The organism is Pseudomonas sp. H2_A10, from assembly GCF_054680085.1.
This window is the reverse complement of sequence record NZ_CP162821.1, coordinates 266,922-280,221: the sequence shown is the minus strand read 5'-3', so window position 1 is coordinate 280,221 and position 13,300 is coordinate 266,922. Positions and strand designations below refer to the sequence as shown.

Below are 13,300 nucleotides of genomic sequence, written 5' to 3'. Positions count from 1 at the left end.
GAGCGTTCCATGTCCGACTTGCTCGACCGTTACCCGCTCACCGCGGGCACTTATCATGAACTGCTGGATGACAGCGGTGAGGTGCGTGCCCATTGGCGGCGCCTGCTCGACCACCTGCAACGCAGCACCCCGGCGCAACTGGCCCAGCGCCAGGCGCTGCTGACGCGGCAGATCCAGGAAAACGGCGTGACCTACAACGTCTACGCCGACCCCAAGGGCGCCGACCGCCCGTGGGAGCTGGACTTGTTGCCCCACGTGCTGGCCGCCGATGAATGGCAGCAGTTGTCTGCCGGTATCGCCCAGCGTGCGCGCCTGCTCAATGCTGTGCTTGCCGATCTCTACGGCCCGCAGCGCCTGATCAAGGAAGGCTTGCTGCCGGCGGAGCTGGTGTTCGGGCATAACAATTTCCTGTGGCCGTGCCAGGGCATCCTGCCCCCCGACGGCACCTTTCTGCATCTGTACGCCGTGGACCTGGCGCGCACCCCGGATGGTCGTTGGTGGGTCACCGCCGACCGGACCCAGGCCCCGTCCGGCGCCGGTTATGCGCTGGAAAACCGCACCATCGTGTCCCGCGCCTTCCCGGACCTGTACCGTGATTTGCAGGTGCAACACCTCACCGGTTTCTTCCGTACGCTTCAGGAAACCCTGGCCCGCCAGGCCCCCGGCGACGACCAGCCGCCGCTGATCGTGCTGCTCACCCCTGGCCGCTTCAACGAAAGCTACTTCGAACACCTTTACCTCGCCCGCCAGCTCGGCTACCCCTTGGTGGAAGGCGGCGACCTGACCGTGCGCGACAGCACCGTGTACCTCAAGACCCTCAGCGGCCTGCGCCGGGTGCACGCGATCATGCGGCGCCTGGATGATGACTTCTGTGACCCGTTGGAGCTGCGCACTGACTCGGCCCTCGGCGTGCCCGGCCTGCTTGATGCGGTACGCCAGGGCAATGTGCTGGTGGCCAATGCGTTGGGCAGTGGCGTGCTGGAGTCGCCGGGGCTGCTGGGGTTTCTGCCGAAAATCAACGAATTCCTGTTCGGTGAAGCGCTGATTCTGCCGTCCATCGCCACGTGGTGGTGCGGTGAGGCGCCGGTGCTCGCCGAAGCCTTGGCGAAGCTGCCGGAGTTGCTGATCAAACCGGCATTTCCATCGCAGAGTTTCGCCCCGGTCTTTGGCCGCGATTTGAACGATGAGCAACGCCAGGCCCTGGCCCAGCGCATGCGTGCGCGGCCCTATGCCTATGTCGCCCAAGAGTTGGCGCAACTGTCCCAGGCGCCGGTATGGCACACCGTGGATGACCACCTGCAACACCGCGCCATCGGCATGCGTGTGTACGCCGTGGCCAGCGCCGATGGCTACCGCGTGCTGCCCGGTGGCCTGACCCGCGTGGCGGCCGAGGCCGATGCCGAAGTGGTGTCGATGCAGCGCGGTGGCGCCAGCAAAGACACCTGGGTGCTCGGCGAACGCGCGCCGGGCGGCGAGCAGTGGCGTGCGCAGCGCATGATTGGCGCGCATGACCTGGTGCGCCGCGATCCTTATCTGCCGTCCCGCGTGGTGGAGAATCTGTTCTGGTTCGGCCGCTATTGCGAGCGTTGCGATGACAGTGCGCGTTGGCTGCGTATCGTGCTGGCGCGCTACGTCGATGGTGACGATCCATTGGCGTTGCAGGCCGCCGTGGAGCTGGGTGAAAACCTGCGTCTGTTGCCGGAGGAAGACGCGCTGCCCGAACGCCTGATGGCCGCGTTACTCGGTGATGACTGGCCGCAAAGCCTGCGCGCCAACCTGCAGCGCTTGCAGTGGGCGGCGTCCCAGGTGCGCGGCAAGTTGTCCCGTGAGAACTGGCAGGCTCTGGTCGAGCTGCAACGCGAAGCCCTGGAACTGGAAAACGAAAGCCCGGACTTTGGCGAGTTGCTCGATTTTCTCAACCGCCTGGTCATGTCCCTCGCCGCGCTGTCCGGCTTTGCCCTGGACGACATGACGCGCGACGAAGGCTGGCGCTTCCTGATGATGGGCCGGCGTATCGAGCGCCTGCAATTTCTGAGCAGCAGCCTTGCGGCGTTTCTGCGCGGCGTGGCGGTATTCGATCAGGCGGGGCTGGAGTGGTTGCTGGAACTGGGCAATAGCAGCATCACCTATCGCTCGCGCTACCTGGCGGTGCCGCAGTTGATCCCGGTGCTCGACCTGTTGCTGCTTGACGAGCAGAACCCCCATGCGGTGCTGTTCCAGCTCAAGCTGGTGAGCCGCACCCTGCGTCGGCTCAACGACGATTTTGGCGTACCTCGCGAGACCGGCCTGGCCCCCTTGGTGGAGCGCCTGGCGCGTTTCGACCTGGGCTGCCTGGAGAACGGGCTGTTTGGCGAAACCAGCGTGCGTGCCGCGCTGGATGGCTTGGCCGACCTGCTGCAAGCGGTGGCCGATGAAAGCGGGCAAGTGTCGGACCGCCTGGCCTTGCGCCATTTTGCCCATGTGGATGATGTCAGCCAGCAAACGGTGTCGGTGTAATGAGCGCGCGCTACCAGATTTTCCACGATACCCATTACCACTACGACAGCCCGGTGTCCCTGGCCCAGCAACTGGCGCACCTGTGGCCACGGCCGTGTGCCTGGCAGCGCTGCACCGCGCAGCAACTGGAAATCAGCCCGCAGCCGTCGTCGCGGCGCGATGAGCTGGATGTGTTCGGCAACCCGATCACGCGCCTGGCCTTCGAGCGTCCCCACGATGAACTGTTGGTCAATGCCGGGCTGACCGTCGAAGTGCTGGCACGGCCGGTGCTGGATTTTCAGCAGTCGCCGCCCTGGGATCAGACGCGTGACAGCCTGACCTACAGCAGCCACACAATGACCCCTGAGCGGATCGAAGCGTGCCGCTATCGCTTCGAATCACCCTACGTGCACCTGAAAAAAACCTTCGTCGAGTTCTCCGAAAGCTGTTTCCCGCCCGGCGAGCCCTTGCTGCTCGGCGTGCAGGCGCTGATGGAAAAAATCTTCAGTGAATTCACCTTCGATGCCGAAGCCACCCAGGTCGCCACGCCCTTGGTGGAAGTGCTGGAACGCCGCCGCGGCGTATGCCAGGACTTCGCCCACCTGATGCTCGCCTGCCTGCGTTCGCGGGGCCTGGCGGCGCGTTATATCAGCGGCTACCTGCTCACCCAGCCACCGCCCGGCCAGCCACGGCTGATCGGCGCCGATGCCTCCCATGCGTGGGTCTCGGTGTTTTGCCCGGTGGCGGGTTGGGTGGATTTTGATCCGACGAATAACGTACAGCCGGCACTGGAGCACATCACCCTGGCCTGGGGCCGGGATTTTTCCGATGTGTCGCCGTTGCGGGGGGTGATTCTGGGGGGAGGGAGCCATGACCCGGAGGTACGGGTGACGGTGATGCCGCTGGAGTGACGGTGGATTGTGGTGAGCAGGGCGCGCCGGCTCACCACAAAGAAAATTATTCAGCCGGATCTTTTGGTGTTTCCGTCTCGTCGTTCGTTTCTTCAGCATCGACGTCCGGGTTCAGTGCGCCGGTTTCTTCATCGGCAGCGGCTTTCTTGCGTTGCAGTTTTTCCTCTTTCTTCTGTTCCTTGGCCAAGTCTCTCTGACGTTTGGCGAAGGAGTAATTAGGTTTGGCCATGGGCGATCCTCTTGGGTCGAAGGTGAGGGTGGCGGCGCGCAGCTGCCTTGGGTCGCTATGGTAGCAGCTTAGCGACGCGCTTGGCCTTCACTTACCGCAGGCATACGCGGCCAACAGGCCGTTGAAGAATTGATTGAAGTGCATGGCTCGGGCTCCAGTGAGTGTTGGGCCGATCATAGGCGGGTGCTGCGACTTAGGCTGGTAGATTGTGTTGATAAGTCTGATAGCCTAAAGTTGTATACAATTTGTTGATTCAGATCATAAGCATTCAAGCCCGTTTGAGGCACCCTTATCGCAATCCGCGTTGTTTAAACCCTGCCTTGGAGATTCACATGTTTGCCAAACTCGTTGCTGTTTCCCTGCTGACTCTGGCGAGCGGCCAGTTGCTTGCTGCAGAGTGCAAGGTCACCGTCGACTCCACTGACCAGATGTCCTTCAACACCAAAGCCATTGAAATCGACAAAAGCTGCAAGACGTTCACCGTTGAGCTGACTCACTCCGGCAGCTTGCCGAAAAATGTCATGGGGCATAACTGGGTACTGAGTTCTGCCGCCGATATGCCTGGTATCGCCAGCGACGGCATGGCCGCCGGTATCGACAAGAACTACCTGAAAGAAGGTGACGCCCGCATCATCGCCCACACCAAGATCATCGGTGCCGGCGAGAAAGATTCGGTGACGTTCGATGTGTCGAAACTGGCCGCCGGGACGGACTATGCGTTCTTCTGCTCGTTCCCAGGCCACATCTCGATGATGAAAGGCACTGTGGTCGTCAAATAAGGCCGCGTCATCGTTCGTCGGGAGCAAGCCCCCTCCCACATTCGACCGCATTCACATGCTGGAACTCGGTCAAGTGTGGGAGGGGGCTTGCCCCCGATAGCTATCTGACAGTCACTGCAAAGCTGTCTGACTCACCTCACGGCGCAAACGGCATCACCCGCTTGTGCTCGGTCTTGCGGTATGTCTCGCAGATGATCCGGAATGCCTCTTCCCGCACCGGCTCGCCGTGCAGGAACGCATCGATCTCGGCGTAGGTCACGCCATGTGACGCTTCGTCCGGCTTGCCCGGCGACAGGTCTTCGAGGTCGGCCGTCGGTACCTTCTCAACCAACGATTCCGGCGCACCGAAATGCCGCGCAATGGCACGCACCTGGTTCTTTACCAGCCCGCTCAGCGGCGCCAGATCACAGGCCCCATCACCGAACTTGGTGAAAAACCCCATCACCGCTTCCGCCGCATGGTCGGTCCCGATCACCAGGCCACCGGCCGCGCCGGCGATGGTGTATTGCGCCACCATGCGCATGCGCGCCTTGGTGTTGCCTAGCACGAAGTCGCGGGACACCGCGGCCTGGCCTTCAAACGCCGCCACCTCATTGGCCAGCGATTTCACCGCCGGGCCGATATTCACGGTGTGGCGCTCGTGGGGTTCGATAAAGTCCACCGAGGCCTGGGCGTCGATTTCGTCGAACTGGGTTTCGTAGGGCAGGCGCACGGCGATGAACGTATACGCCTCATCACCGGTGCTGGCGCGCAGTTCCTGCATGGCGCGCTGGGCCAGCAGGTCGGCGGTGAGGGAGTCGACACCGCCGCTGATGCCCAGCACCAGCGCCTTGAGGCCTGAATTGCGCAGGCAGTCCTGGATAAAGGTCACGCGGCGCGCCACCTCGGCCTCAAGGGCGGCCTGGTCTTTGAACGGCGCTTGCACGTTGAGCTGCTGCGCAATCTCACGCTGTACGGCTTGCATGATTCACTCCTTGCTGGATAGGGCAGGTACTTTGAAAACGTGACGCAAATAGGCGACAAAATTCGGGTCGGTGCAGTGGGTCTTGCCCGCTTCATCGGAGATCTTAGCGACGGGCTGGCCATTGCAGGCGGTCATCTTAAGCACGATGCTCATCGGTTCCACCCCTGGGATATCGCAGGTCAGGTTGGTGCCGATGCCGAAGCTCACATTAATGCGGCCCCGCAACGCGCGGAATATCTCCAGGGCCTTGGGCAGCGACAGGCTGTCGGAGAACACCAGGGTCTTGCTCATCGGCTCGATACCGAGCTTGTGGTAGTGGGCGATGGCTTTTTCTGCCCATTGCACCGGGTCGCCGGAGTCGTGGCGCAGGCCGTCGAACAGCTTGGCGAAGTACAAGTCGAAGTCGCCCAGGAAGGCGTCGGTGGTGATGCAATCAGTCAGGGCGATACCCAGCAGGCCACGGTATTCGCGGACCCAGCAGTCGAGGGCGGCGATCTGGCTGTCGATCAGGCGCGGGCCGAGTTGCTGGTGGGCCATGATCCATTCATGGGCCATGGTGCCCAGGGGTTTGATGTCCAGCTCGCGGGCCAGGTGTACGTTACTGGTGCCGACAAACCGTCCGGGGAAGTCGTGCTTGAGCACGTTGACCACTTCTTCCTGCACCCGGTACGAGAAGCGCCGGCGCGTGCCGAAGTCGGCCACTTGCAGCTCGGCCAGTTCATCGCTGCCGGCATTTGCGGTCAGCCAGTCGAACTTGCGGTACAGCTGCTCGCGAGCCTGTTCGAGGATCACGCTCTGGTAGCGGTAGCGGTTGCGCACTTCGCTGACGATGGCCAGCATCGGCACCTCGAACAGAATCACATGCAGCCATGGCCCGCGCAGGCGGATAAACAGCTCACCGTTCTCGATGCCGGTTTGCACATAGCGCAGGTTGAAGCGGAACAGCCCCAGGAAGCGCAAAAAATCCGGCTTCATAAAGCTGATGCGCTCCAGGAACCCCAACTGGTCAGGGCTCAGACTCAGGTCCGCGAGGCGCTCGATCTGGTAGCGGATCTCGGCCAGGTAGGGGCGCAGATCCTCACTGTTACGGCAACGAAACTCCCATTCAACTTCCACGTTGGGGTAGTTGTGCAGCACCGCCTGCATCATGGTCAGCTTGTAGAAGTCGGTGTCGAGCAGGTTCTGCACGATGCGATCGGCAAACACACTCTCGCTCATAACGGGAATCTCCAGACGGGTCGGCGCTGAGCGCCGGCCTTTACGCGCAATTAAGGAAGGGGGCTAGTGGCGCATAGACCTGTGGGGTTTTGCCAGTGATTTTTTTTGCCACGGCTACTGACGCTATCGGGAGCAGGCACTAAATAACCTGCTCCATCATCCACTTCACAAAATTGCGTACCTTGGGCACTTCCGCCGAGTGCTCCGGATACGCCAGGTAATAAGCATCCCGGCTCGGCATCGCATGCGGCCAGGGAATCACCAGCTTGCCGTCGGCCAACTCCTCTTCCACCAGAAACCTGGGCAGCAGCGCGACCCCACAGCCCACCTGCGCGGCACGAATGCACATATAGAACGTATCGAAACGCGGCCCGTGGTAGCTGTGTTCGGTCTGGTAACCCTGGTCGGCAAACCAATCGTGCCAACCCTGCGGGCGCGAGGCGTTTTGCAGCAACACCAACTCGCTGAGCTGCGTAGGGTCGGTGAGCGGTTTGGCCGGCAGGCTTTCCGGTGCACACACCGGCACCAGTTCCTCGCTGAACAACTTCAAACTCTCGGTGCCGGGACGTGAACCCTGGCCGAAATAGAACGCCATGTCGGCCTTGCCCTGCAGCAAGTCATCCGGTTCCTGTTCGTTGCACAGGTCCAGGTGGATTTGCGGGTGACGCAGCCGCCAGCCCTTGAGGCGCGGCACCAACCAGCGGGCCCCGAAGGTGTAGGGCGTGGACACGCGCAACACTTCGGTTTCGCCGCCATAGGAGCGCAGGTAGTGGGTGGACATCTCCACCTGGGTGAGGATTTTGCGCACTTCCACCAGGTACAGGTCGCCCGCCGGGGTCATCTGCAGGCGACGACGCACGCGGCGAAACAGCAGGTGTTGCAGCAACTCCTCCAACTGCGCCACTTGCTTGCTCACGGCGCTCTGCGTGAGGTTCAGTTCCTCGGCGGCGCGGGTGAAGCTCAGGTGGCGGGTGGCGGCTTCGAAACACTGCAGGGCGGTGATCGAGGGCAAATGTCTTTTGTTCAGCACGGTGTGCCTCTTTTTATGCTTTGCATGAATAAACGGAATGATATCTCGCCTAATCGTCGTTTGTTGGCAAGTCTTGGGCCAGCTACAAATAAGCGCTGGATCGCCGTGCATGTCGCGGCGCGATTTTTTGTACGCAGATTTGAGGGAGTGACCATGGTTGCCGCATTGCTTGATCGTCTCGGGGTAAACCCGGCGCTGTACCAGGCGGGTAAACAGCCCGTGCATTCGCCGATTGATGGCAGCCTGATCGGCAGTGTCCAGTGGGAAGGTGCCGCCGAGGTGGAGCAACAGGTCAGTCGCGCCGAGCATGCATTCCAAGCCTGGCGCAACGTGCCGGCGCCCCGTCGTGGCGAGCTGGTGCGGCAGTTCGGCGACGTGCTGCGTGAATACAAGGCTGACCTGGGTGAGCTGGTGTCCTGGGAGGCCGGCAAGATCACTCAGGAAGGCCTGGGTGAAGTGCAGGAGATGATCGACATCTGCGATTTCGCCGTCGGCCTGTCGCGCCAGTTGTACGGCTTGACCATCGCCTCCGAGCGCCCAGGCCACCACATGCGTGAAACCTGGCACCCGCTGGGCGTGGTCGGTGTGATCAGCGCCTTCAACTTCCCGGTCGCGGTGTGGGCGTGGAACACCGCGCTGGCGCTGGTGTGCGGCAACGCGGTGATCTGGAAACCGTCGGAAAAAACCCCGCTCACCGCCCTGGCGTGCCAGGCGCTGTTCGAGCGCGTGCTGAAAAACTTTAACGATGCCCCGCAGTACCTCAGTCAGGTGATCATTGGTGGTCGCGATGCCGGCGCTGCGCTGGTGGATGACCCACGCGTAGCGTTGATCAGCGCCACCGGCAGCACCCGCATGGGCCGTGAAGTGGCGCCGAAAGTTGCCGCGCGTTTCGCCCGCAGCATTCTGGAGCTGGGCGGCAACAACGCGATGATCCTCGGCCCAAGCGCCGACCTGGACATGGCCGTACGCGCCATTCTGTTCAGCGCCGTCGGCACCGCCGGCCAGCGTTGCACCACCCTGCGCCGCCTGATCGCCCATGAGTCGGTCAAGGCAGAAATCGTCACCCGCCTCAAGGCCGCCTATTCCAAAGTGCGCATCGGCCACCCGCTGGAAGGCAACCTGATCGGCCCGCTGATCGACAAGCACGGCTTCGACAACATGCAAGATGCCCTTGAGCAAGCCTTGAGCGAAGGCGGCAAGGTGTTCGGCGGCAAACGCCAGTTGCAAGACACCTTCCCCAACGCCTACTACGTATCGCCGGCGATTGTGGAAATGCCCGAGCAAAGCGATGTGGTGTGCACCGAAACCTTCGCGCCGATTCTGTACGTGGTCGGCTACACCGACTTCGCCGAAGCGCTGCGCCTGAACAACGCCGTGCCGCAAGGCTTGTCGTCGTGCATCTTCACCACCGATGTGCGCGAAGCCGAGCAGTTCATGTCGGCGGTGGGCAGTGACTGCGGCATCGCCAACGTCAATATCGGCCCGAGCGGCGCGGAGATTGGTGGCGCGTTTGGCGGTGAAAAAGAAACCGGCGGCGGGCGTGAGTCGGGTTCGGATGCGTGGCGCGGGTATATGCGTCGGCAAACCAATACCGTGAACTATTCGCTGGAGCTTCCGCTGGCTCAAGGCATCACGTTCGACTGATTTGCTTGGGTCGGAGTGAGGTCAAAATGTGGCCAAAATGTGGGAGGGAGCAAGTCGAATCGTCGCACCGCCCCTCCCACAGTTGGGCGCATTTGCAGTTCGGAATAGATGTTTGTTGGGTCTCATCGGAGTCTGGCAATGGCACTACGCGAAACATGTTTATGGGAACACCTCACCCCCAGCCGGCCGGACCGTGCCGCGCTTCGGGGCGAGGCCAAGGTGGACGTGTGCGTGATCGGCGCCGGCATCACCGGTTTATCGGCGGCCGTTCACTTGCTGGAACAGGGTAAAAGCGTCGCCGTGCTGGAGGCCCATCGCACCGGCCATGGCGGTTCGGGGCGCAACGTCGGGTTGGTAAACGCCGGCCTGTGGATCCCGCCGGACGACATCGAAGCCGGGTTCGGCGAAGCGGTGGGCAGCCAGCTCAACCGCATGTTGGGCGCGGCGCCGTCGCTGGTGTTCAGCCTGATCGACAAATACCACATCGATTGCCAATTGCGCCGTGAGGGCACGTTGCACATGGCGCACAACGCCCGTGGCGAGGCGGACCTGCGCAGTCGTGAAGAACAATGGAAGCGCCGTGGCGCGCCAGTGGAGTTGCTCACCGGCCAGGCCTGCGAGCAGGCCACCGGCACCCAAAAAATTGCCGCCGCCCTGTTGGACCGACGGGCGGGTACGTTGAACCCGATGGCCTATACCTCGGGGCTTGCAGAGGCGGCCGTGGGGCTTGGCGGGCAACTGTTCGACCATTCGCCGGTTACCCGGCTGGAACGCCAGGGTTCCCACTGGTCGGTGCAGACTGCCCAAGGGGCCGTGCAGGCGGCACAGGTGGTCATCGCCTCCAATGCCTACACCGAAGGCGAATGGACCGAGCTGCGGCGTAACTTTTTCCCCGGTTATTACTACCAGGTCGCGTCGGCCCCGCTCACCGACGACGCCGCCAAACAAATCCTTCCCGGTGGCCAGGGGTCGTGGGATACGCGCCAGGTCTTGAGCAGCATCCGCCGCGATGCCGAGGGTCGCCTGTTGCTCGGCAGCCTGGGTAACGGCAATCAGAAACCGGCCTGGTTCCTCAAAGCGTGGGCCGATCGGGTGCAGCAGCACTACTTCCCGTACCTCAAATCGGTGCAGTGGGAGTACACCTGGACTGGTTGCATTGCCTTCACGCCCGACCACTTGATGCGCCTGTTCGAACCGGCGCCGGGCCTTGTGGCCGTCACCGGCTATAACGGGCGGGGCGTGACCACCGGCAGCGTGGTCGGCAAGGCGTTTGCCGACTACCTGTGTCACCAGAATGCCCAGGCATTGCCGATTCCGTTCGCGCCGATGCAGCCGTTGGCCGGTGTGGGGTTGCGCAGTTGTCTGTATGAGGCGGGATTCTCGCTGTATCACGCCGGGCAATGCCTGCGGATCGTGATCTGAGCGGCGAACTGCCGCTCCATAGCCGGGTTTTATTAGGCGGCTACTCATCTGTATTGGTGCAAGTTGTAGCAATCACGCACTGTAAATGTGCAGTTCCGTTACGCACGTTGTAACAAGTGTAGGAAGAGTCGTTTATGCGTCCGGTTGCAGGTGCGACCCGTTAGGGTTGTACTTTTTATAGCGGTTGGTTGCACCTCTTTGGGCTAGAGGGTTGCACGTGCTGGCAAGCGGTGGCGAAACGCCTGTAATAACAATGACACCGTGTCTTTTTGAAGAATAAAAACGTAATGGCACGCTGCTTGCTCTGAGCTTTCAGTGAAAGGTTTGAACGCAAGTTGTCGTGCCAAAAATCAAAAATATCGGAGCACCACTCATGTCCCAGACGTTTTACAAGAAAGGTTTTCTGGCCCTCGCCGTTGCAGCGGCGCTGGGTGTTTCTACGTTTGTTCAAGCTGATGTGAAGATTGGCGTGGCGGGGCCCATGACGGGCGCCAACGCGTCGTTCGGTGAGCAGTACATGAAGGGTGCCCAGGCGGCGGCCGAAGTCATCAACAAGGCCGGCGGCATCAACGGTGAGAAAGTCGTGCTGGTGGCCGGCGACGACGCCTGCGAACCCAAGCAGGCCGTGGCCGTGGCCAACCGCCTGGCCGACCAGGACAAAGTGATCGGCGTGGTCGGGCACTTCTGCTCGTCCAACACCATCCCGGCCTCCGAGGTCTACGACGAGGCGGGCATCATCGCGATCACCCCCGGCTCCACCAACCCACAGGTGACCGAGCGCGGCCTGGGCGCCATGTTCCGCATGTGCGGGCGTGACGACCAGCAAGGCATCGTCGCCGGCGACTACATCGTCGACGTGCTCAAGGGTAAGAAAGTCGCGGTCATCAACGACAAGGACACCTACGGCAAAGGCCTGGCCGATGCCACCGCTGCGCAGTTGACCAAGCGCGGCGTCAAGCCGGTGCTCGAAGAAGGCCTGACCCGTGGCGAGAAAGACTTCAGCGCCCTGGTCACCAAGATCCGCTCCCTGGGCGCCGACGTGGTGTACTTCGGCGGGCTGCACCCGGAAGCCGGTCCACTGGTCCGCCAGATCCGTGAAGCCGGCCTCAAGGACGTCAAGTTCATGTCCGACGACGGTGTCGTGACGGACGAACTGGTGGCCACCGCCGGCGGCGCGCAGTACGTCGATGGCGTGTACATGACCTTCGGCGCTGACCCGCGCCTGCTGCCGGACAGCAAGGCCGTGGTCGAAGAGTTCCGCAAGGCCGGTTACGAGCCTGAAGGCTACACCCTGTACGCCTACGCCTCGCTGCAGGCCCTGGCCGCCGGTTTCAATGGCGCCAAGTCCAACAAGGGCGAAGACGCCGCCAAATGGCTCAAGGCTCACCCGGTCAAGACCGTGATGGGTGAGAAGACCTGGGACGCCAAAGGCGACCTGAAAGTGTCCGACTACGTGGTTTACCAGTGGGACAAGGACGGCAAATACCACCAGTTGGAAAAGCAGAAGTAAGCACAAACGCCACGGCCCCCCCTGTGGGAGGGGGCTTGCCCCCGATAGCGGTGCATCAGGTTCAAATCTATTGACTGGCATACCGCAATCGGGAGCAAGCCCCCTCCCACAAAAGGCCGTGTTGTTATCAAGATCTGTCTTTTCCTCCAGAAGCGCCGCACACCCACCGGTGTGCAGGTGCTCACCGCGTGAGATTGCGTTATGGATGGTATTTTCCTGCAGCAACTGGTCAACGGCCTGACCCTCGGGTCGGTCTATGGCCTGATCGCCATCGGCTACACAATGGTCTATGGCATCATTGGCATGATCAACTTCGCCCACGGCGAGGTTTATATGATTTCCGCTTACCTCGCGGCGATCAGTCTGGCACTGCTGGCTTACTTCGGCATCGAATCCTTCCCGCTGCTCATACTCGGCACCTTGATCTTCACCGTGGTCGTCACTGGCGTGTACGGTTGGGTCATTGAGCGTGTCGCCTACAAACCGCTGCGCAATTCCACCCGACTGGCACCGCTGATCAGCGCCATCGGGATCTCCCTGATCCTGCAGAACTACGCGCAGATCGCCCAGGGCGCCAAGCAACAAGGTATTCCTACCCTGCTGGCCGGGGCCTGGCGTGTCGATATCGGCAGTGGGTTCGTCCAGCTCACCTACACCAAAGTATTCATCCTGGTCGCCGCCTTCGCGGGCATGGCTTTGCTGACCTACATCATCAAGTACACCAAGCTCGGCCGCATGTGCCGCGCCACCCAGCAAGACCGCAAGATGGCCTCGATCCTGGGGATCAACACCGATCGCGTGATCTCCTATGTGTTCGTCATAGGGGCCGCCATGGCCGCGTTGGCCGGCGTGCTGATCACCCTCAACTACGGCACCTTCGACTTCTATGCCGGCTTCATCATCGGCATCAAGGCGTTTACCGCAGCGGTACTCGGCGGCATCGGCTCCCTGCCTGGGGCGATGTTGGGCGGGATCATCCTCGGTATCTCCGAGTCGTTGTTCTCGGGGTTGATCAACTCTGACTACAAAGACGTGTTCAGTTTCTCCCTGCTGGTGGTGATTCTGATTTTCCGTCCCCAGGGCCTGCTTGGTCGCCCACTCGTGGCGAAGGTGTAAAC

The 13,300-nt window shown here is 61.9% G+C and carries 11 protein-coding genes; 7 read left to right on the top strand and 4 right to left on the bottom strand.

Annotated features, from left to right (window positions below; all coding sequences use genetic code 11):
- The first annotated feature begins 9 nt into the window (after positions 1 to 9).
- Positions 10 to 2,496, top strand: a complete 2,487-nt coding sequence (locus AB4O23_RS01345) for a circularly permuted type 2 ATP-grasp protein (protein ID WP_017526404.1) — start codon at positions 10 to 12, stop codon at positions 2,494 to 2,496.
- Complete coding sequence (locus AB4O23_RS01340; RefSeq protein ID WP_017526403.1) at positions 2,496 to 3,386, top strand: transglutaminase family protein; 891 nt, start codon at positions 2,496 to 2,498, stop codon at positions 3,384 to 3,386. Before AB4O23_RS01345 ends, AB4O23_RS01340 begins: the two co-directional genes overlap by 1 nt.
- 46 nt (positions 3,387 to 3,432) lie before the next feature.
- Here the strand turns inward: AB4O23_RS01340 and AB4O23_RS01335 are convergent, their stop codons facing one another.
- Positions 3,433 to 3,615: a hypothetical protein gene (locus AB4O23_RS01335; RefSeq protein WP_017526402.1), complete on the bottom strand. Its 183-nt coding sequence runs from the start codon at positions 3,613 to 3,615 to the stop codon at positions 3,433 to 3,435.
- A 332-nt stretch (positions 3,616 to 3,947) separates the two neighbouring features.
- Between AB4O23_RS01335 and azu the strand changes: the two genes are divergently transcribed.
- Positions 3,948 to 4,394 carry an azurin gene (gene azu / locus AB4O23_RS01330; RefSeq protein ID WP_017526401.1) on the top strand — a complete coding sequence of 149 codons (447 nt, stop codon included), beginning with the start codon at positions 3,948 to 3,950 and terminating at the stop codon, positions 4,392 to 4,394.
- Between the two features lie 136 nt (positions 4,395 to 4,530).
- Here azu and nadE read toward each other — a convergent pair whose 3' ends face one another.
- From nadE to AB4O23_RS01315, 3 genes are all read right to left on the bottom strand, one after another.
- Entirely contained in the window at positions 4,531 to 5,358 is an 828-nt protein-coding gene (gene nadE, locus AB4O23_RS01325) for an ammonia-dependent NAD(+) synthetase (protein ID WP_460061839.1), read from the bottom strand.
- Positions 5,359 to 5,361: 3 nt separating this feature from the next.
- On the bottom strand, positions 5,362 to 6,576 hold the full coding sequence (gene pncB, locus AB4O23_RS01320) for a nicotinate phosphoribosyltransferase (RefSeq protein ID WP_017526399.1): 1,215 nt from the start codon (positions 6,574 to 6,576) through the stop codon (positions 5,362 to 5,364).
- A 139-nt stretch (positions 6,577 to 6,715) separates the two neighbouring features.
- On the bottom strand, positions 6,716 to 7,606 hold the full coding sequence (locus AB4O23_RS01315; RefSeq protein ID WP_017526398.1) for a LysR family transcriptional regulator: 891 nt from the start codon (positions 7,604 to 7,606) through the stop codon (positions 6,716 to 6,718).
- 153 nt (positions 7,607 to 7,759) lie between these two features.
- Between AB4O23_RS01315 and amaB the strand changes: the two genes are divergently transcribed.
- The 4 genes from amaB to AB4O23_RS01295 all read left to right on the top strand — a co-directional run bounded on the left by amaB (position 7,760) and on the right by AB4O23_RS01295 (position 13,298).
- On the top strand, positions 7,760 to 9,250 hold the full coding sequence (amaB, locus tag AB4O23_RS01310; protein WP_065879436.1) for an L-piperidine-6-carboxylate dehydrogenase: 1,491 nt from the start codon (positions 7,760 to 7,762) through the stop codon (positions 9,248 to 9,250).
- A 138-nt stretch (positions 9,251 to 9,388) separates the two neighbouring features.
- On the top strand, positions 9,389 to 10,672 hold the full coding sequence (amaA, locus tag AB4O23_RS01305; RefSeq protein ID WP_065879435.1) for an L-pipecolate oxidase: 1,284 nt from the start codon (positions 9,389 to 9,391) through the stop codon (positions 10,670 to 10,672).
- Between the two features lie 373 nt (positions 10,673 to 11,045).
- Entirely contained in the window at positions 11,046 to 12,182 is a 1,137-nt protein-coding gene (locus AB4O23_RS01300; protein ID WP_027607701.1) for a branched-chain amino acid ABC transporter substrate-binding protein, read from the top strand.
- Positions 12,183 to 12,383: 201 nt separating this feature from the next.
- Entirely contained in the window at positions 12,384 to 13,298 is a 915-nt protein-coding gene (locus AB4O23_RS01295; RefSeq protein WP_003236186.1) for an ABC transporter permease subunit, read from the top strand.
- Positions 13,299 to 13,300: the final 2 nt, after the last annotated feature.